General features: G+C 46.7%; 16 protein-coding genes and 1 pseudogene. 14 read left to right on the top strand and 3 right to left on the bottom strand.

Going from position 1 to position 18,388, the window contains the following annotated elements; translation table 11 throughout:
- Positions 1-3: 3 nt before the first annotated feature.
- On the bottom strand, positions 4-1,128 hold the full coding sequence (ald, locus tag VV1_RS14010) for an alanine dehydrogenase (RefSeq protein WP_011080768.1): 1,125 nt from the start codon (positions 1,126-1,128) through the stop codon (positions 4-6).
- A gap of 155 nt (positions 1,129-1,283) precedes the next feature.
- Here ald and lrp point away from each other — a divergent pair, with 155 nt between their 5' ends.
- The 5 genes from lrp (at position 1,284) to serS (ending at position 8,304) form a co-directional block, all read left to right on the top strand.
- Complete coding sequence (gene lrp / locus VV1_RS14005; RefSeq protein WP_011080767.1) at positions 1,284-1,778, top strand: leucine-responsive transcriptional regulator Lrp; 495 nt, start codon at positions 1,284-1,286, stop codon at positions 1,776-1,778.
- A 144-nt stretch (positions 1,779-1,922) separates the two neighbouring features.
- Positions 1,923-4,880: a DNA translocase FtsK gene (locus tag VV1_RS14000; protein WP_011080766.1), complete on the top strand. Its 2,958-nt coding sequence runs from the start codon at positions 1,923-1,925 to the stop codon at positions 4,878-4,880.
- Between the two features lie 72 nt (positions 4,881-4,952).
- Positions 4,953-5,549: an outer membrane lipoprotein periplasmic chaperone LolA gene (lolA, locus tag VV1_RS13995; protein ID WP_011080765.1), complete on the top strand. Its 597-nt coding sequence runs from the start codon at positions 4,953-4,955 to the stop codon at positions 5,547-5,549.
- Between the two features lie 6 nt (positions 5,550-5,555).
- Positions 5,556-6,905, top strand: coding sequence for a replication-associated recombination protein A (locus VV1_RS13990; RefSeq protein ID WP_011080764.1), 1,350 nt, complete (start codon positions 5,556-5,558; stop codon positions 6,903-6,905).
- Between the two features lie 91 nt (positions 6,906-6,996).
- A complete protein-coding gene (gene serS, locus VV1_RS13985) occupies positions 6,997-8,304 on the top strand; it encodes a serine--tRNA ligase (RefSeq protein WP_011080763.1) in 1,308 nt (435 codons plus the stop codon).
- A 62-nt stretch (positions 8,305-8,366) separates the two neighbouring features.
- On the opposite strand, the gene bioA is transcribed toward serS, so the two are convergent.
- Positions 8,367-9,644 carry an adenosylmethionine--8-amino-7-oxononanoate transaminase gene (gene bioA / locus VV1_RS13980; RefSeq protein WP_039553314.1) on the bottom strand — a complete coding sequence of 426 codons (1,278 nt, stop codon included), beginning with the start codon at positions 9,642-9,644 and terminating at the stop codon, positions 8,367-8,369.
- Between the two features lie 140 nt (positions 9,645-9,784).
- Between bioA and bioB the strand changes: the two genes are divergently transcribed.
- Genes bioB through bioD form a run of 4 tightly spaced genes read left to right on the top strand, consistent with a single transcriptional unit; the run spans position 9,785 to position 13,467 of the window.
- Positions 9,785-10,837 carry a biotin synthase BioB gene (gene bioB / locus VV1_RS13975; RefSeq protein ID WP_011080761.1) on the top strand — a complete coding sequence of 351 codons (1,053 nt, stop codon included), beginning with the start codon at positions 9,785-9,787 and terminating at the stop codon, positions 10,835-10,837.
- Positions 10,821-11,978: an 8-amino-7-oxononanoate synthase gene (bioF, locus tag VV1_RS13970; RefSeq protein WP_011080760.1), complete on the top strand. Its 1,158-nt coding sequence runs from the start codon at positions 10,821-10,823 to the stop codon at positions 11,976-11,978. Before bioB ends, bioF begins: the two co-directional genes overlap by 17 nt.
- Positions 11,978-12,787, top strand: a complete 810-nt coding sequence (gene bioC / locus VV1_RS13965; protein ID WP_011080759.1) for a malonyl-ACP O-methyltransferase BioC — start codon at positions 11,978-11,980, stop codon at positions 12,785-12,787. The genes bioF and bioC overlap by 1 nt, the downstream gene beginning before the upstream one ends.
- Positions 12,784-13,467: a dethiobiotin synthase gene (gene bioD / locus VV1_RS13960; protein ID WP_011080758.1), complete on the top strand. Its 684-nt coding sequence runs from the start codon at positions 12,784-12,786 to the stop codon at positions 13,465-13,467. Before bioC ends, bioD begins: the two co-directional genes overlap by 4 nt.
- 50 nt (positions 13,468-13,517) lie before the next feature.
- Here bioD and VV1_RS24960 read toward each other — a convergent pair whose 3' ends face one another.
- Entirely contained in the window at positions 13,518-13,685 is a 168-nt protein-coding gene (locus VV1_RS24960) for a hypothetical protein (protein ID WP_013572034.1), read from the bottom strand.
- Positions 13,686-14,037: 352 nt separating this feature from the next.
- Here VV1_RS24960 and htpX point away from each other — a divergent pair.
- From htpX to VV1_RS13935, 5 genes and pseudogenes are all read left to right on the top strand, one after another.
- Positions 14,038-14,903 (top strand): annotated as a pseudogene (gene htpX, locus VV1_RS13955) (protease HtpX).
- A 240-nt stretch (positions 14,904-15,143) separates the two neighbouring features.
- Positions 15,144-15,563, top strand: a complete 420-nt coding sequence (locus VV1_RS13950; RefSeq protein ID WP_011080755.1) for a nuclear transport factor 2 family protein — start codon at positions 15,144-15,146, stop codon at positions 15,561-15,563.
- A complete protein-coding gene (locus tag VV1_RS13945) occupies positions 15,560-16,285 on the top strand; it encodes an SDR family oxidoreductase (protein ID WP_011080754.1) in 726 nt (241 codons plus the stop codon). The genes VV1_RS13950 and VV1_RS13945 overlap by 4 nt, the downstream gene beginning before the upstream one ends.
- 16 nt (positions 16,286-16,301) lie before the next feature.
- Entirely contained in the window at positions 16,302-17,594 is a 1,293-nt protein-coding gene (locus tag VV1_RS13940; RefSeq protein ID WP_011080753.1) for an NAD(P)/FAD-dependent oxidoreductase, read from the top strand.
- 2 nt (positions 17,595-17,596) lie between these two features.
- The gene (locus VV1_RS13935) at positions 17,597-18,364 is read left to right on the top strand and encodes a DUF1365 domain-containing protein (RefSeq protein ID WP_375294732.1); all 768 of its coding nucleotides are present in this window, start codon (positions 17,597-17,599) and stop codon (positions 18,362-18,364) included.
- Positions 18,365-18,388: the final 24 nt, after the last annotated feature.

Genomic DNA, 18,388 nt, shown 5'->3' with positions numbered 1-18,388 from the left:
AGCTTAGCTAAACATGCGAATGGCTTCTGCTGGATCTACGTATTCTAGGTTAAAGCTTTCTGCAACTTCTTTGCACGTCACTTTACCGTGAATCACATTTAGACCAAGTAGGAAGCCTTTATCTGCTGACAATGCTTCACGATATCCTTTGTTTGCAAGCTTAACAATGTAAGGTAGAGTCGCGTTATTAAGGGCAAAAGTAGAAGTGCGAGCGACGGCACCTGGCATATTAGCAACACAGTAGTGTACGACATCGTCAACAATGTAAGTCGGCTCTGCGTGTGTGGTTGCGTGAGAAGTTTCGAAACAACCGCCTTGGTCGATTGCAACGTCAACAACAGCGGCACCTGGCTTCATCTTAGCGATGTGTTCTTTTGTGACCAGTTTTGGTGCTGCTGCGCCTGGGATGAGCACCGCACCGATGACAAGATCGGCTTCTAGAACGTGCTTCTCGATCGCATCTTCTGTAGAATAAACGACTTTAGCGCGGCCTTGGAATTCTTCGTCTAATTTACGAAGCGTATCCACGTTACGGTCAAGGATAGTAACATCAGCACGTAGGCCAACAGCCATACGAGCAGCGTTAGCACCAACGACACCGCCGCCAATAACAACGACTTTTGCTGGTTCAACGCCCGGTACACCACCAAGAAGTAAACCACGGCCACCGTGAGATTTTTCTAGAGTTTGTGCACCAGCTTGGATAGACATACGGCCAGCAACTTCAGACATTGGAGCAAGTAGTGGTAAGCGACCCATATGATCTGTTACAGTCTCATAGGCAATGCAGACAGCTTTGCTCTTGATTAGCTCTTCAGTTTGTGGAAAATCTGGAGCTAGGTGCAAATAAGTAAATAATATTTGCCCCTCTTTGAGCATGGCTCGCTCAACAGCTTGAGGTTCTTTTACCTTTACAATCATTTCTGCTTTCGCGAAGACGTCAGCAGCAGTAGGAAGAATGGATGCGCCTACAGCGATGTAATCATCGTCTGAAAAACCGATGCCTGCACCGGCATTAGTTTCAACAAAAACTTGGTGACCATGTGAGATAAGCTCTCTCACACTGGCTGGGATCATACCAACACGGTATTCGTGGTTCTTGATTTCCTTTGGAACGCCAATAATCATCCTGACTCCTCGTTTTATTCTGGTTGTATTGACTATGTGTAGGGTGTAATGTCGAATTTGTGCCTAGTATAGATGTGATGTGGCAAAATTTGATACTGAATATTAAAAAGTTGTAGTATATTTTTTTGCAAGGAAGTAATAAGGTGGAATAAAAAATGGTAGATAACTACAAAAAGCCGTCCAAGGATCTAGACCGTATCGATCGCAATATTTTGAATGAATTGCAGAAAGATGGTCGAATTTCAAACGTTGAACTCTCTAAGCGCGTGGGGCTTTCTCCAACTCCATGTTTAGAGCGTGTTCGTCGCTTAGAGCGTCAAGGATACATTACGGGTTATACCGCATTGTTAAACCCTCAATACCTAGACGCCTCATTGCTCGTGTTTGTTGAAATTACGTTAAATCGTGGTGCGCCCGATGTATTTGAACAGTTTAATGCCGCGGTTCAAAAACTGGATGATATCCAAGAGTGTCATCTTGTTTCTGGTGATTTCGACTATCTATTAAAAACGCGTGTATCTGATATGGGTGCTTACCGTAAATTGCTCGGTGATACTCTGCTTCGTTTACCAGGTGTAAATGACACTCGAACCTACGTTGTAATGGAAGAAGTGAAGCAAACCAACCAACTTGTGATTAAAACACGTTAAATTCTTGTAAGGAAAGCGGCTTATATCGCTGCTTTCACCTTCCAAGCGTTGGGTTTTTCCTTTCGATATGGTTAAATCGACTTATGAATCCGAGCGGCATAGGCCGCTCGGAATGTTTCAGTTACTGTTGATTCAAGTTGATTTATGTTCAAAGAGAACGCTAAAAAAGTACAAACCATTATTAAAACAAGCGAAGAGGCTCAGTCTTCTCGTCTGAACGGTTTTCAACGTCTCAAAGAGTGCTGCCTTATTCTAGGCGTACTGACTTCTGCTTTCCTTTCAATTGCCCTATTAACCTTTAGCCCAGCGGACCCTTCTTGGTCTCAAACCTCATGGGGTGGAGATATCAGCAATGCCGGTGGACAATTTGGTGCTTGGGTAGCGGATACACTTTTCTTTACATTTGGCCTGTTGGCTTATTTGTTGCCAGTGCTATTGGTGATTGTGACATGGGTCTTTTTCCGAACCAGAGACGAAGATGAACACATTGATCTCATGTTGTGGGGAACGCGTTTACTCGGTTTGGCCATACTTATTTTAACCAGTTGTGGTTTGGCGGACATCAATTTTGACGATATCTGGTATTTTTCTTCTGGTGGTGTGCTTGGCGATGTTCTCAATAGTCTTGCGTTACCCACACTGAACCTACTGGGTACAACGTTGGTGTTGCTGTTTGCTTGGGGGGCGGGTTTTACTCTACTTACTGGCATCTCATGGCTCTCGATTGTCGAATGGATCGGTAGCCTGTTTCTCGATGTTTGTCAGTGGGCGCTGAATCGCCTTCGCGGTGAAAAAACAGAAGTTATCGCCCCTGAATTACAACCGATCGCATTGTCTGACGATGAACCTAAAGCTCAGCCACAAATAGAAGCACAGCAAGATGAGATTGTTGAGGAAGAGCGTATTCCTGATCCGCTACCTGTGGAGCCTGTGGTTCAAATGCGCAGAGAATACCCGATCCATATGCCACAAACAGTAAGCTACCAAACGGTCTCTGACGAGCTGGATGAACTGGAGGATAACTCCTTTGAGCGAGCGAAAAAGCTTAACGCCACAATTGAAGAGTTAGAGCAAGAAGCGCTGTCGGTGAATGACCTGCCTGATGACACCATGAGTACAGAGCGTGCACGTTATAATGTTGCCGATATCGCTCAAGTTTCTGCAGAACACTCTCAAACAACACAAGTTGAACATGCACAAGATTTCAGTGTGGATGTTGAAGAGTTTGATCACGTTATCTCACTTTCCGAACTGGATAAGATCTCAGAAGAAATCGATGAGCCTGTCATGGTCGGTTTTGCTGAAGAAGCACCATTGCATCACAATGAGGCGCAGAGATCCGCAATGGCGTCGTCGGCAGAGCCAATGTTCTCTCACCTAGGAGTAGAACAAACTACTCAACATACTACTCAAGAAGAAATTGTGGACTTGCCTGTTGCTGACAGTGTGGGCGATGTGAATCCAGAAATGGAAGATTATGTGGAAGAGGACGAAGACCAAGATCAAGATGTGGTCGCTTTCCAAAACATGGTCTCTAAAGCACAGCAAAATATGGCGGCGACGCAGAACCCGTTTTTGATGAAACAAGACACCTCACTGCCGGTGCCGAAAGAGCCGCTACCAACGCTTGAGCTACTTTATCACCCTGAAAAACGTGAGAATTTCATCGATAAAGAAGCGCTAGAACAAGTAGCAAGATTGGTCGAATCTAAACTGGCCGACTACAAGATCACCGCGGAAGTGGTTGGGATCTTCCCAGGACCTGTAATTACCCGTTTTGAACTTGATTTAGCGCCGGGCGTGAAGGTTAGCCGCATCTCGAGCTTATCCATGGACTTAGCACGTTCATTGTCGGCAATGGCTGTACGAGTTGTTGAAGTGATCCCTGGTAAACCCTACGTGGGACTCGAGCTGCCAAACATGAGCCGTCAAACGGTTTACCTGTCTGATGTGATTGATAGTCCTCAGTTCCAGAATGCAACGTCACCGACCACGGTGGTTCTAGGGCAAGATATTGCTGGTGAAGCATTGGTCGCAGACTTGGCGAAAATGCCGCATGTGCTGGTGGCGGGTACCACGGGTTCTGGTAAATCTGTTGGGGTAAACGTCATGATTCTTAGCATGCTCTATAAAGCAAGCCCAGAAGATGTGCGTTTTATTATGATCGACCCGAAAATGCTGGAGCTTTCGGTGTACGAAGGCATTCCACACCTATTAGCGGAAGTTGTCACTGACATGAAAGATGCTTCTAATGCATTACGTTGGTGTGTTGGTGAGATGGAGCGTCGTTACAAACTGATGTCTGTGATGGGCGTGCGTAACATTAAAGGTTTTAATGAGAAACTGAAAATGGCGGCAGACGCGGGCCATCCTATTCACGATCCTTTCTGGCAAGAAGGGGATAGCATGGATACGGAGCCACCATTATTAGAAAAACTGCCGTATATCGTCGTTGTTGTGGATGAATTTGCGGATCTCATGATGGTGGTCGGCAAAAAAGTGGAAGAGTTGATCGCACGCTTGGCGCAAAAAGCGCGTGCGGCGGGTATCCACTTGATCCTAGCAACACAGCGTCCATCGGTAGATGTCATTACAGGTCTGATCAAAGCGAACATTCCAACACGAGTGGCGTTTACCGTTTCCACCAAAACCGACTCTCGTACCATCCTCGATCAAGGCGGTGCTGAATCGCTATTGGGTATGGGTGACATGCTTTACCTGCCTCCGGGTTCGAGTCACACCATCCGGGTGCATGGTGCCTTTGCCTCTGATGATGACGTGCATGCGGTTGTAAACAACTGGAAAGCGCGTGGTAAACCAAACTACATTGACGAGATCATCAGCGGTGAACAGGGGCCAGAAAGTTTGCTACCTGGCGAACAAATGGAGAGCGATGAAGACCTTGATCCCCTTTTCGATCAAGTGGTTGAACATGTTGTTCAGTCACGTCGTGGTTCGGTTTCTGGTGTTCAGCGCCGTTTCAAAATTGGCTATAACCGTGCGGCGCGTATTGTAGAGCAGTTGGAAGCTCAAGGGATCGTCAGTGCACCGGGCCATAATGGCAACCGAGAAGTGCTGGCTCCTGCACCACCAAGAGAATAATGAACTTTCGTTTAGAAGGAGGAGTCAAAACGTGCAACTCCTTTTAAACCTTAGCCGTAAATAGGTATAAAAATGAAAAAATGGTTAGTTGTATTTTTCCTTAGCGCGTCAGCATTGGCAAATCCACAGCAAGAGCTTAATCAGAGATTAGGCATGAATGATGGCTTTAGCGCAAACTTCAACCAAACGGTGACAAGCCCAGAGGGTGAAGTCGTGATGGAAGGGGAAGGCAGCGTTGATATTGCCAGACCAAGCCTGTTTCGCTGGAGTACCTCTTTACCGGATGAAAACCTGTTGGTTTCGGATGGAAAAACCTTATGGTATTACAGCCCATTTATTGAACAGGTAAGCATTTACTGGCAAGAACAAGCTGTACAACAAACACCGTTTGTTTTACTCACTCGTAATCAGTCCAGTGATTGGGAAAACTATCAAATCACGCAAGATGGTAATGTGTTCACTCTCGTGCCGAAAGCGGCAGACTCTACCCAGGGGCAGTTCCAAATTGATATTGATGCAAAAGGGATTGTGCATGGTTTTAATGTCATTGAACAAGATGGACAAAAAGGCATCTTCAAGTTTACGGATATGAAACTAGGAAAGCCTGCAGCTGCCCGCTTCACCTTTAACATCCCTGAAGGGGTTGAAGTGGATGACCAAAGGAACTAATTGCCAGTGTCAAATTACACCTTAGATTTTTCAGGGGACGAAGATTTTCGTCCCCTTGCTGCTCGTATGAGACCGGAAACGATCGAACAGTACATCGGTCAGCAGCATATTTTAGGCCCTGGTAAGCCATTACGTCGCGCGCTAGAGGCCGGCCACATTCATTCAATGATTTTGTGGGGGCCTCCAGGTACAGGCAAGACAACATTAGCGGAAGTAGCCGCAAACTACGCCAACGCGGAAGTTGAACGCGTCTCTGCGGTCACGTCCGGCGTGAAAGAAATTCGTGCCGCAATTGAAAAAGCACGCGAGAACAAAATGGCGGGTCGTCGCACCATCTTGTTTGTGGATGAGGTACATCGCTTTAATAAATCACAGCAAGATGCCTTCTTACCTCACATTGAAGATGGAACAGTGACTTTTATCGGCGCGACCACAGAAAATCCATCGTTTGAACTGAACAACGCATTATTGTCACGTGCTCGTGTGTATAAGCTTACGTCACTCAACAAAGAAGAAATCTCACTGGCATTAAACCAAGCGATCAACGACAAACAACGTGGTCTGGGTAATACACCAGCACACTTTGCTGATAATGTCTTGGATCGTCTGGCTGAGCTCGTCAATGGTGATGCGCGAATGTCTCTTAACTATCTTGAGCTGCTGTATGACATGGCAGAAGACAATGCTCAGGGTGAAAAAGAGATCACGCTAAAGCTATTGGCGGAAGTGGCGGGGGAGAAGGTCTCTCGTTTTGATAATAAAGGCGACATTTGGTACGACTTAATCTCTGCTGTGCACAAATCCATTCGCGGCTCAAACCCGGACGCTGCGCTTTATTGGTCGGCGAGAATGATCGCTGCCGGTTGTGATCCACTCTATATCGCGCGACGTTTGCTGGCCATTGCCTCTGAAGATGTGGGCAATGCGGATCCGAGGGCAATGCAAGTGGCTCTTTCCGCGTGGGATTGCTTTACCCGTGTTGGGCCCGCAGAAGGCGAACGCGCAATTGCACAGGCGATCGTTTACCTTGCGTGCGCGCCGAAAAGTAATGCGGTCTACACCGCTTGGAAGCAAGCGCTGTCGGATGCACATAATCTTCCTGAATTTGAAGTGCCTTTCCATTTGCGTAATGCACCGACCGGATTGATGAAAGATCTTGGTTATGGGGAAGGTTATCGATACGCTCATGATGAACCAGGGGCCTACGCCGCGGGCGAACAATATTTGCCTGCTGAAATTGATGATCGCAAGTACTATCAGCCAACAAATCGAGGCTTAGAGAGCAAAATCGCTGAAAAGTTAGATTACTTGGCTAATTTAGACGCAAATAGCCCACAAAAGCGCTATGAAAAGTAGGCATTTTTGGATACATTTGTTCGGTTAATTTTTTCAACGTGCTCGACAGGATTGGGTGCGTACCTTCACAACAAAAAGCATAGGATTAACAATGCTGGATTCTAAATTACTTCGTACAGAGCTGGATGAAACAGCTGCTAAACTGGCACGTCGTGGCTTTAAGCTAGACGTAGAGACAATCGGTAAACTTGAAGAACAACGTAAGTCCATTCAAGTAGAAGTTGAAAATTTACAATCCACGCGTAACTCCATCTCCAAGCAAATCGGTCAACTGATGTCGGCTGGTGACAAAGAAGGCGCAGAAAAGATCAAGCAACAAATCGGGTCATTAGGCTCTGATTTAGATGCGAAAAAAATCGAACTTGATGCAGTGATGGCACAGTTAGATGACATCATCCTTTCTGTTCCAAACATTCCTGCGGATGAAGTGCCAAATGGCAAAGACGAGAACGATAATCTTGAGATTTCGCGTTGGGGTGAGCCAAAGTCTTACGACTTCGAATTAAAAGATCACGTTGACCTAGGTGAAATGGGTGACGGTCTAGATTTCGCAAGCGCAGTTAAGATCACTGGTGCGCGTTTCATCGTGATGAAAGGTCAATTTGCTCGCCTACACCGTGCCATCGCTCAGTTTATGCTTGATCTTCACACTGAAGAGCATGGCTATACGGAAATGTATGTGCCTTACCTAGTGAACGCAGACAGCTTGTTTGGTACGGGCCAACTACCAAAGTTTGGTAAAGATCTTTTCCACACAGAGCCGCTGACAGAAAAGGCAAGTGATGAAGAGCCACGTAAACTGTCTCTTATCCCTACAGCAGAAGTACCAGTAACGAACCTTGTTCGCGACACGATTTCTGATGAAGCTGATCTACCGCTTAAGATGACTGCTCACACGCCGTGTTTCCGTTCAGAAGCAGGGTCGTACGGTCGTGACACTCGTGGTCTGATTCGTATGCACCAGTTTGATAAAGTAGAACTGGTACAAATCACCAAACCAGAAGATTCGATGAATGCACTAGAAGAGCTGACTGGCCATGCTGAGAAAGTGCTTCAGCTTCTAGAGTTGCCTTACCGTAAGGTGCTATTGTGCACCGGTGACATGGGCTTTGGCTCGCACAAAACTTACGATTTGGAAGTATGGGTTCCGGCTCAGAACACTTACCGCGAAATCTCATCTTGTTCAAACATGTGGGATTTCCAAGCGCGTCGTATGCAAGCGCGTTTCCGTCGTAAAGGCGAGAAGAAACCTGAACTTGTACACACACTAAACGGTTCTGGTTTAGCGGTAGGTCGTACCATGGTTGCTATCCTAGAAAACAACCAAGAAGCAGATGGCCGCATTGCCATTCCGACCGTACTTCAGAAGTACATGGGCGGCGCAACGCACATCGGTTAATTGATTAACCATAAAAAATCTCAAAACCCAGCCACTGTGCTGGGTTTTTTATTATCTCGTGGCTAAACAAAACACTCGGCACGCTGAAGTGCGGTTTCAATGGCGTTCACCAATTGTTCTATATGAGCCGGCTCGCTGATAAATGGCGGCATCATATAAATCAGTTTGCCAAAGGGGCGAATCCAAACACCTTGTTCAACAAACAGGGCTTGGACGGTTTCCATATTCACTGGGCGATGTGTTTCCACTACACCAATCGCACCTAACCAACGGGTGTTTTTCACCAAGTCGTATTCTTCAAGTTTTGGCAGTAACTCAGAAAACAGCGATTCGATTTGCTTGGTTTGCTGTTGCCATTGGCCTTGCTCTATCAACTCTAAACTGGCGGTTGCGACGGCGCAGGCGAGTGGATTGCCCATAAAGGTTGGACCGTGCATGAAACAACCTGCTTCACCGCCACAAACCGTATCGGCGACGTGTTTGCTGGTTAAGGTCGCGGAAAGGGTCATGTAGCCCCCAGTCAGTGCTTTACCGACACACAGAATGTCCGGTTGGATATCGGCATGCTCGCAGGCAAACAGCTTGCCAGTACGGCCAAAACCAGTCGCGATTTCATCTGCTATTAGCAGTAGACCATACTTATCACAAAGTGCTCGAACGCCTTTCAGAAACTCTGGATGATAGATACGCATTCCTCCCGCGCCTTGCACGATGGGTTCAAGGATTACTGCGGCTAATTCTTGATGGTGCTGTTCAATCTTCTGCGCAAAGTCAGTGAGATCTTCTGGCTTCCACTCATCCCAAAAGCCACCAGTCGGTGATTTCGCAAATATGTGCTCTGGTAAGAAGCCTTTGTAGAGTGAATGCATCGAGTTGTCAGGATCGGTGACCGACATTGCTGCAAAGGTATCGCCATGGTAGCCATGCTGTAATGTCAAAAATTTCGGCCTGCGCTCACCTCTTGCGTGCCAGTATTGCAAGGCCATTTTTAAGCTAACCTCCACGGCCACTGAGCCTGAATCAGCGAGAAAGACATGCTCTAGGTTATTTGGCGCCAAGGACAGTAACTTTTTACACAAATTGATCGCTGGCTGATGAGTGATACCACCAAACATCACATGGGATACTTGATCAATTTGATGATGTGCCGCTCGATTCAAGTGAGGGTGATTGTAGCCATGAATGGTCGACCACCATGAAGACATGCCATCGATGAGCGTGGTTCCGTCTTCCAGTTTGATATACACACCACTTGCGGAGTTCACGGGATAGCAGGTCAGAGGTGTGAGAGTCGAAGTGTAGGGATGCCAGATGTGCTGGCGGTCGAAGGCCAAATCCATAATAAAATCCAAGTAAAAATAGATTAAAAACAAACCAGATGTAAACTTTGATTTATTTGCTAATGTTGACAGTTTATCGGGACTCGGTAGACTGTCAACAGAACAAAAATAGCAAGTTAACTATTACGCAAGGAATACACGTGGAAGTACGTCATAACTGGACTCATGCGCAAGTTCGTGAGTTGATGGAAATGCCTTTTATGGATTTGTTGTTTGAAGCGCAGCAAGTTCATCGTCAATACCACCCTAAGAACTATGTGCAAGTGAGTACCTTGCTTTCGATTAAAACCGGTGCTTGTCCAGAAGATTGCAAATACTGCCCGCAAAGCGCTCGTTATCAAACGGATGTTGAAAAAGAGCGATTAATGGAAGTGGAGCGTGTTCTGGATGCCGCGCAAAAGGCCAAAAATGCCGGTTCGACTCGTTTTTGTATGGGAGCAGCTTGGAAGAATCCGAAAGAACGCGACATGCCGCTGCTGACTGACATGATCAAAGGCGTCAAAGATATGGGGCTGGAAACCTGTATGACTCTGGGCATGTTAACCCCAGAACAAGCTAAGCAACTGGCAAGCGCGGGTTTGGATTATTACAACCACAACCTCGATACCTCACCGGAGTATTACGGTAACATTATTACCACACGCACTTATCAAGATCGCCTAGATACCTTATCTCATGTCCGTGACGCAGGCATGAAGATCTGCTCTGGCGGTATCATCGGTATGGGGGAAAGCGCGAATGACCGCGCTGGGTTGCTTGTTGAGTTGGCCAATCTGCCTACGCATCCAGAAAGTGTTCCTATCAACATGCTGGTTAAGGTGAAAGGGACACCTTTAGAAACGGCTGAAGAGGTTGACCCGTTTGATTTCATCCGCCTAATCGCCGTTGCTCGTATTATGATGCCGACCTCAGCCGTTCGTTTGTCGGCAGGGCGTGAAAACATGAATGAGCAAATGCAAACCTTGTGTTTTATGGCGGGCGCCAATTCAATCTTTTACGGCTGTAAGCTGCTCACAACACCAAACCCTTCCGAAGATAAAGACATGCAGCTGTTTAACAAGCTGGGTATTAACAGTCAGCAAGTCTCACAAAAACCTGATGAAATTACAGAAAACGAATTGTTAGATCGCGTAGTCGAAAGCGTGGCTGCTCGCCCAACAAAAGACGATCTGTTTTATGACGCAAGCCTTTAACGAAAGAATCGCGCAAGCCCTGAAGCAGAGACGTGAACAGGGCTTGAGTCGCCAAAGTGAAGTGATTTTCTCGGGAAATCAAACGGTTTTAGAACATCAAGGGAAGCGCTATCTCAATTTTTCTGCCAACGACTATTTGGGGTTGGCGAACGATCAATCTTTAGTTCGAGCTTGGCAGCAGGGTTTGAGTTTATATGGTTGTGGCAGCGGGGCATCTCCATTGGTGACGGGCTACACGCCTGCGCACAGTAATCTCGCGGCTTCCTTATGCGATTGGCTAGGGTATGAAAGTGCCACTTTGTTTGGATCGGGATTTTCGGCCAATCAAGCGTTGTTGTTTGCACTGCTTGAAAAAGGCGATCTCCTAGTGCAAGACAAATTAAATCACGCTTCTTTAATCGAGGCGGGGCTTTTGTCTCCTGCTACCATGAAGCGATTTAAGCATAATGATCTTAAAGCACTAGATACGATTTTAAACCGATCTGATTGCCCAAGTTTGGTGGTGACGGAAGGCGTATTTAGCATGGATGGTGATTGTTCACCATTGGCTGAAATGCACGCGCTCACCCAACGCCATTCGGCGAGCTTAATGGTGGACGATGCGCATGGTGTTGGCGTGCTCGGTGAAGAAGGTCGCGGAAGCTGTGCGCTCGCTAGTGTGAAGCCAGATTTTTTGGTGGTCACCTTTGGTAAAGCTTTCGGCTTATCGGGGGCTGCACTTCTAACGGATAAATCCAGCGGTGATTTCCTTGCTCAATTTGCTCGTCACCACGTTTACTCTACCGCGCTTCCTCCTGCACAAGCTTTCGCGTTGACGCATGCAGTGGAGATGATTCGAACGCAGCAGTGGCGACGAGACAAGCTTAATGAGCTACAAACCCTTTTTGCGGAATATTTGGGGGAGCACGATAGTTTTGTGGCCACTCAAACGCCGATCAAACCGTGGCTTATTGGAGAGACACAACAAGCCGTGATGGTTGCACAGCGTTGCCGAGAGCAAGGCATTTGGTTGACAGCGATTCGTCCGCCGACGGTACCCCAAAACACGGCACGCCTAAGAATCACGTTGTCTGCTAATCACACAAAAGAACAGATGCACACACTGGCACAAGTACTGCTGACAGTTACAGGAGAGCACTAATGGAAATGGCTAAGGTATCCTTTACTGCGGAGGAAGCGTATGTGGATAAGCTGGCTATTGCTCAAGCATTCGGTAAGGCGGCTAAAAGCTATGACCAGCATGCGGCATTTCAACGAGAAGTTGGACATAAGTTATTAGATAAACTGCCCCAAGATTTATCGGGCTTGCGTGTTTTGGATCTTGGTTGTGGCACGGGGTATTTCTCGTGGCAACTTTTGCAACGAGGCGCTGAAGTCGTATGTGCCGACTTATCGCATGAGATGCTTGAGCAGGCAAAGGCCCGTTGTGGGCTAGAGTCGGTGTCGTATCGCGTTGCCGATGCGGAGTCTTTGCCATTCGAACGTGATGAGTTTGACATTGTCTTCAGTAGCTTAGCCTTGCAATGGTGCGAGGATTTATCGCGGCCTTTACGTGAAATGAACCGTGTTGTAAAACCGCATGGCCAAGTGTTGTTTTCCACATTACTGGATGGCTCACTCAATGAGCTAAAGCAAGCCTGGGCAAAAATTGACTCATATCAACACGTCAACCGTTTTATCTCTGCCAATCAGGTAAAAATTGCGTTAGCGCAATCTCATAGTCATAACCATCATCTAGACTTGACCGATATCACAGTCTGGTACGAGTCTGCGTTTGCTGTTATGCGTGATCTTAAGGGTATAGGTGCGAACCATGTAAGCGGGCGCTCACATGGTTTAACGACAAGACAAGCGTTAAAACGAGTGGAAAGAGAGTACCAGACATTTCAGAACCATCTAGGTCATGTACCGGCAAGTTATAAGGTTTGTTTAGGGGTTATACAGTTATGATGAAAGCATTTTTCATTGCAGGTACGGATACCGATGTGGGCAAAACCGTGGCATCTAAAGCGATTCTTCACGCATTAGCGGCCAAAGATCTACGTACTATTGGTTATAAACCAGTAGCGGCAGGCAGCGATAAAACGCCAGAAGGTTGGCGTAATTCAGATGCCTTGCACCTGCAGAAAGCGGCGACAGTGGCCGTTGATTACGAGGACATCAATCCATATGCCCTCGAGTTGCCAGCGTCTCCGCACATTGCGGCAAAACATGAAAAAGTAGAAATTGACTATGCTGTGCTGAGCCGCAAACTTGCGCAGCACAAAGAGAATGCAGACGTCGTGCTTGTTGAAGGTGCGGGTGGTTGGCGAGTTCCAGTGTCAGACACTGACAGCCTGTCTACTTGGGTTAAGCAAGAAGATCTGCCTGTTGTGTTGGTTGTTGGCATCAAATTGGGTTGCCTCAGCCACGCCTTACTGACCGCTGAAGTGATCAAAGCCGATGGCCTTAATTTGGTCGGATGGGTTGCTAATCGAGTGAATCCTGGCACAGAGCACTACGCAGAGATCATTGATATGTTGGAAGAGCGCTTGGAGGTTCCAAAGCTGGGCGAAATTCCTTATATCCCAAGCGCCAAGCGTAAAGACCTCGGTAAATACATCAATGCGGATGTGTTACTCGAGCTTTAAAACATCAAAAGGGCTGCCGTTGGCAGCCCTTTCTTTATCAGGTCTTGCGCTTATTTGTCTTGAACTAAGCCCATAAGCGCCTGTTGAGTATCCGAGATTTGCTTTGCAACTTGCTGCTCAGTTGAAATGCCGAGCTGCTGTTTTGCCTCTTCTTCAGAAATCCCTAGGTGACAGCACAATAAATCAATAGCCATTTGATAGTTGTTAGCTTCTACCATGATCATGTCCTTTGTTAACATGGGTTTATTTCTGCTCTGTTTGAAACGCTTTTCATTGGCACAGATAAGACGATTCGACCTAGTTCAGAGCAGTATTGAATATCTGACATTGAAAATAGCACGAAGCCGAATAAGCACAATAAGACAAAAGTCTAACGTGTGAGAGGACGTTTGAAACAAAACGATGCAGAGAAATTCGATGGTGTTGATTTCTAACAGATAAGCATCTTGGTAAACAAATGTTGCAATTTATCACTTAACCTTGTTTTTAAACAAATTAGACTATATCTATTAGCAAAAGAGGCCAGCTCAACTGGCTATCAATATAAATAAGCTTCTTTGGAGAAAAGTAATGAAGCGAGTCATGTGTTTTTAATTACCAACCTAGCTGTGGTTCTAGTCCTCAGCGTTGTGTTGAACATTGTTTATGCTGTAACTGGAATGCAGCCAGGAAGCCTCTCAGGTTTATTGGTGATGGCTGCGGTATTTGGTTTTGGTGGTGCATTTATCTCCTTGATGATGTCAAAGGGAATGGCACTACGCTCTGTCGGTGGAATGGTGATCGAGAGCCCTCGTAACGAGACAGAGCACTGGTTATTGGAAACGGTGAGTCGCCAAGCTCAGCAAGCGGGCATTGGTATGCCAACCGTTGCCATTTATGATTCGCCGGATATCAACGCGTTTGCAACTGGGGCAAAGCGTGACGATTCGCTGGTCGCGGTTTCTACGGGTCTGCTGCACAACATGACACGTGATGAAGCAGAAGCGGTGCTGGCGCATGAGGTGAGCCATATCGCCAATGGTGACATGGTGACCATGACGTTGATGCAGGGTGTTGTGAACACCTTCGTTATCTTCTTGTCTCGCTTTATTGCCAACATGGTGGCTTCTAATAACAGCGATGAAGAAGGTGAAGGTTCAAACATGATGGTGTATTTCGCGGTTTCTATCGCGCTTGAGCTGGTGTTTGGTTTCCTCGCGAGCTTCATCACCATGTGGTATAGCCGTCATCGTGAATTCCATGCCGATGCGGGAGCCGCCCGTCTAGTTGGTAAAGAGAAAATGATAGCGGCTCTAGAGCGTCTAAAAATGAGCCAAGAATCAAAACTGGATGGCACCATGATGGCATTTGGTATCAACGGTAAGCAATCTCTAACGGAACTGCTTATGAGCCACCCGCCACTCGATAAGCGTATCGCTGCCCTTCGCAATTTCTAATGATGCGACAAGTGAATCGCGAATCGATGCAAAGGTGAGTCAACTCATCAGCGAATTGGATTCGAAACAGAAAGCCTGGAGAACTCTCTCTGGGCTTTTTTCGTTTTGAGTGATCCAAATTTTTCCCCTCTCGTATTCAGTAGAAGTTATACAAAAAAACAATCGGTATAACTGCTTACACTAGTCTATGTTTTAAATGTGACTGTTTTTAAAACACTTTAACCATGGAACAAGGGAAATATGGACGCGATGAAGGTCGGTAATGTGTACCGAGCACTGAATAAAGACAATCTTCACTTACTGGCGGATGTATATCATAGAAACGTCGTGTTTGAGGATGCTGCACATCGCTTAGAGGGTTGGCAAGCGTTGGAGCTTTACTTTACCAATCTTTATGAAAACGTGGTTGACTGCCGTTTCGATATTCATGAGCAGCACCAAATCGACAATGTAGGCTTTCTTACTTGGACGATGACGTTACAGCATCCCAAACTCAAAAAAGGGGCCAGTGTCGAGGTTAAAGGCGTTTCACACCTCAAATTTGAAGCGGGGAAGGTGATTTACCACCGCGACTATTTTGACCTTGGCGAAATGCTCTATGAAAACCTTCCGTTACTGGGTGGGATCATTCGGGCCATAAAGCAGAGGTTAGGGCAATGAACTCAGTGCTCATTACCGGTGCGACATCGGGGATCGGCAAGCAGCTAGCGAAAGATTTTGCTGATGCAGGTGCAAAAGTGATTGCATGCGGACGCAATCGTCAGGTTCTCCAAGAGCTAGAAGATTATTCCCCCGCCATAGCAACGATCAGTTTTGATGTCACGGATTACCAGCAAACGCGAGAGGCATTATCGGTGCTGCCCTTTATTCCAAACGTTTGGATATTTAACGCCGGTGATTGTGAATACATGGACGATGGCATCGTTGATGCCCAATTGATGCAACGTGTGTTCAGCGTCAATGTTTTTGGTGTGGTGAACTGTATCGAGGCCAGCCAAACCCATTTTCAACCTGGACACAAGGTGGTGATTGTCGGTTCTATTGCTTCGGAACTCGCCCTGCCAAGAGCGGAAGCGTATGGCGCGTCTAAGGCCGCGATTGGGTATTTTGCGCGTAGCTTGTCGCTCAATCTTCAAGCCAAGGGCATTGATGTTGTCACTGTCTTTCCTGGTTTTGTTGCCACTCCGCTGACGGACAAAAATACGTTTGCAATGCCGATGATCATCACGGTTGAACAAGCCTCAAAGGCGATTCGGCAACAATTGGCATCCGGGAAGCAGCACATCTATTTTCCCGCTCGGTTTACCGCTCTTATTCGGTTACTTGCGTTACTGCCTTACCGTTGGCAGAAGGCGTTAGCTTCAAAATTAATTGCCCAATAAATTCAAAGGATAATGTATGAAAATTGCAATAATAGGTACAGGCATCTCCGGATTAACATGTGGCTACCATCTGCACAAAGCGCATGACATTACACTGTTTGAAGCCAATGATTACATTGGAGGGCATACGGCGACGATCGATTTTGCACTCAACGGTAAAGACTACTCAGTCGATACGGGGTTCATCGTCTATAACGATCGAACCTACCCCAATTTCATCAATATGATGGATGAAATTGGCGTGACTGGGCGTGCAACCCAAATGAGCTTTAGTGTTCGCAATGACAGCAATGGACTTGAGTACAATGGCCACACGCTGGCGACACTGTTTGCTCAAAAAAGGAACTGGTTTAAACCGCAGTTCTACGGTTTTATTTTTGAAATCCTGCGCTTTAACAAACTGGCAAAAGCGTCTGCGCACCATGACCACATTGCCCAACAAACACTTGGGGAGTTCTTAGATACGCATGGCTTTAGTGACTATTTTAGCGACAACTATATCTTGCCAATGGGGGCTGCGATTTGGTCATCGACCTTAGCGGATATGCGTGCTTTCCCTCTTACGTTTTTTCTACGTTTCTTTCTCAATCATGGCCTTCTTGATGTTACCAACCGACCACAGTGGTACGTGATTGATGGTGGCTCAAAAGCTTACATCCCGCCATTAACGAAGGGCTTCTCTGATCGTATTCGTTTGAACTGTCCAGTTGAAAAAGTGATCCGCGACTCAACGGGTGTCACATTATATGTTGCAGGAGCAGCACAACGTTTTGATCACGTTATTTTTGCCTGTCACAGCGATCAAGCGAGGTCGCTATTGGAGGATGCTTCCTGTGATGAAGCCTCGATTTTGTCGCGTATGGCATATCAAGCCAACGAGGTTGTTTTGCATACAGATGACAGCTTGCTGCCTCGCAGAAAGGCTGCGTGGGCATCGTGGAACTATTTACTCGATGGTAAGGAAGGAGAAGACACACGCTTACCTTCGTTAACCTACAACATGAACATTCTCCAGCACATTGAAGCAGAACATACGTTTTGCGTGACGCTCAATAGCAGCGACAAGATAGACGAAGACAAAGTTATCCGTAAGTTTGTTTACCACCATCCGGTATTTACCACAGAGTCGATCGCGGCACAGCAGAGACGAGATGACATTCAAGGGCGAAATCACACATGGTTTTGCGGTGCGTATTGGTACAACGGATTCCATGAAGATGGCGTTCGCAGCGCCTTGGATGTGGTGCGAGGCATCAACCTTGTGCACGCGAAAGAAGAGGCGACTTCTTTTCACCAAGGGGCGGCGTGAACATGGCCATCAGTAGTCGTCTGTTTGTGGGTAATGTTCGGCACCGCCGCTTTACCCCAGTAGAGCATAGTTTGAATTATCAATTGTTCATGCCAGCGATCGATTTGGACGAGTTAACGCAGCTTGAAAAAGAAGTGTGGGGGTTTGGCACTCGCTGGTGGCATTGGGCGCGATTTAAACGCAGCGACTATGTAGGGAAGGGCTGCCTCAAACGCGCAGTGCAAGAGAAAATCACAGAGCTCACCGGGGAGTCAGTCAGCGGTAGGGTTATCGCGGTGTGCCACCTCCGCTATCTTGGGCTCTACTTTAGCCCGGTTAATTTCTACTACGTTTTTGATGAGAAAGAGCACTGGCGCTATTTACTGGCGGAAGTGAGTAACACTCCTTGGAATGAGCGTCATTATTACGCTATTTCTGCGGATGAACATGACTCGTCTTTTGGCTGGAAACAAACCAAAGCATTTCACGTTTCACCCTTTAACCCCATTGAACAGTCTTATATTTGGCGACTTAAACCGCTCAGTGAAAAGTTACATATTCATTTGGAATGCCACAAAGAAAATAAACAGTTTGATGCCACCATGGCGATGAGTGCAGAGCCATTTTCTAGTAGCAATCTGCTAAAACGACTGATCGTAACGCCTATTCAAACAGTAAAAGTGTTGGTAGGGATTTACTGGCATGCGTTCAAATTATGGAAAAAAGGTGCACCATTTTACTCGCATCCCAAATACCGCTCTCCAGCCAACCGGACTGAGAATAACAACTAAACTGTGAAGAATAATAAATTTAGG

The sequence above is a fragment of the Vibrio vulnificus CMCP6 genome (assembly GCF_000039765.1).
GTDB lineage: Bacteria > Pseudomonadota > Gammaproteobacteria > Enterobacterales > Vibrionaceae > Vibrio > Vibrio vulnificus_B.
This window is presented reverse-complemented; position numbering and strand designations above follow the sequence as displayed.